This window comes from Vibrio sp. 970, from assembly GCF_033339075.1.
The window spans coordinates 1-578 of the sequence record NZ_JAWOTW010000602.1 but is presented as its reverse complement, the minus strand read 5'-3'; the positions used below and the strand labels follow the sequence as shown (position 1 = coordinate 578).

Annotated in this window: 1 pseudogene; it reads right to left on the bottom strand. The window is 55.4% G+C overall.

Annotated features, from left to right (window positions below):
- Positions 1-578, bottom strand: a pseudogene (locus R7Q11_RS28120) (hypothetical protein); the annotation flags it as partial.

Sequence of the window (578 nt, the reverse complement as noted above, 5' to 3'; positions counted from 1 at the left end):
GTCCTTCCGCTTGGTGCGTTGGGTTAAAGGTCGCGTTAGTCAGTGTTGGCAACGCCTGTGCCAACGTGAAGTTTGTGCTTTCTGTTGCTTCCACGTTTGAGGCATTGGTGCCCGTGACAACGACGGTGTACGTGCCATTTGCCTCACCACTGATGTCCATCGCGTTGCTCGTCCAAGCGCCACCACTTTGTACCGTGGCACTGCCGCTGGCGATAACCGTGTCACTGCCTTGCGCTTTGATTTCTACGCTCACGGTTTGGCCATCAAAGCGGCTTGAAGTGCCAGTGATCTGCAATGCGGCGGCGTTACTGCTATCCACATTGCCTACTGGCGTGATCGCCAAGGTTGGTGTGATCGGCATCGAGTGGCTACGGTCTTCTGCACCCGTATTCCCCGAAAGGTCTTGGTAGTCTTTCACCACCAAGCCTACGGTTAGCTCTGACGACACTGGCACGACAACATCACCGGTCCAGACTTTCGCATCCACTGTCTTAGTCAGTGTGACGGCGGAACCACCCAGCTCTGCGCTTGCTGCTTGCAGCGCTTTATCGAACTCCAGTCTGACCGTCACATTTTGT